The sequence below is a fragment of the Marinitoga sp. 1154 genome (assembly GCF_013363285.1).
GTDB lineage: Bacteria > Thermotogota > Thermotogae > Petrotogales > Petrotogaceae > Marinitoga.
Genome location: NZ_LBFB01000071.1, coordinates 1 through 676, shown reverse-complemented (window position 1 = coordinate 676; position 676 = coordinate 1). Strand labels below are relative to the sequence as shown.

Annotated in this window: 1 protein-coding gene; it reads right to left on the bottom strand. The window is 26.5% G+C overall.

Going from position 1 to position 676, the window contains the following annotated elements:
- Positions 1-328: 328 nt before the first annotated feature.
- A partial coding sequence (locus XO12_RS11135) for a PD-(D/E)XK nuclease domain-containing protein (protein WP_175420355.1) occupies positions 329-676 on the bottom strand: 348 nt, incomplete at its 5' end.

Sequence of the window (676 nt, the reverse complement as noted above, 5' to 3'; positions counted from 1 at the left end):
GGGTAATAGGATTAAAATTTGGATTTTAATTTAAAAAACTTTTGAGCTATCGCTCTCTTACATCGGGTAATTGGAAAAAATAATTTTTATTATATAATTATAAATCCTTTTCCCTTAGATTTTTTATACCTAAAAAATCTAAGCGTAAATGGAAGCCGTCAAAAAAACAGGACGTTTTTTTGAGTGAATCTTTTTCATGGATGAAAAATCTGAGCGACGGCTGAGAATGAATAATTTTAAGAATAAGCAATCAAGCTGCCTGAATGAATTTGACTTTTTAGACATCGTATGATAATATTTTTCTTCCAAAAAGTCATATATAGAATTATTATATTTTTGACGGACTTTCAAAATCTGTTTTTATAAACCAAATGTGTAATTTTATTCCATTTTCTTCTTCTGTTATATATTCAAAATCTTTTATTGTATCTGAATATATTATTAACCATCCCTCTTTTAGCCCTTTTCTTTTTATATATTCTTTTATTTGTTTTTTACTTTTTTCATAATCATTTCCTGTTATATTTGCTTTTATTTCTATTAAATATTCTTTGTTATGTATGTTTATTAATAAGTCTATCCTTCCTCCGCCAACATGTGTTTCTGGATATACTTTTCCATCTGCCGCTTCTACATATAATCCAAGAAATTGATCAAGATTGTATTGATATACTCC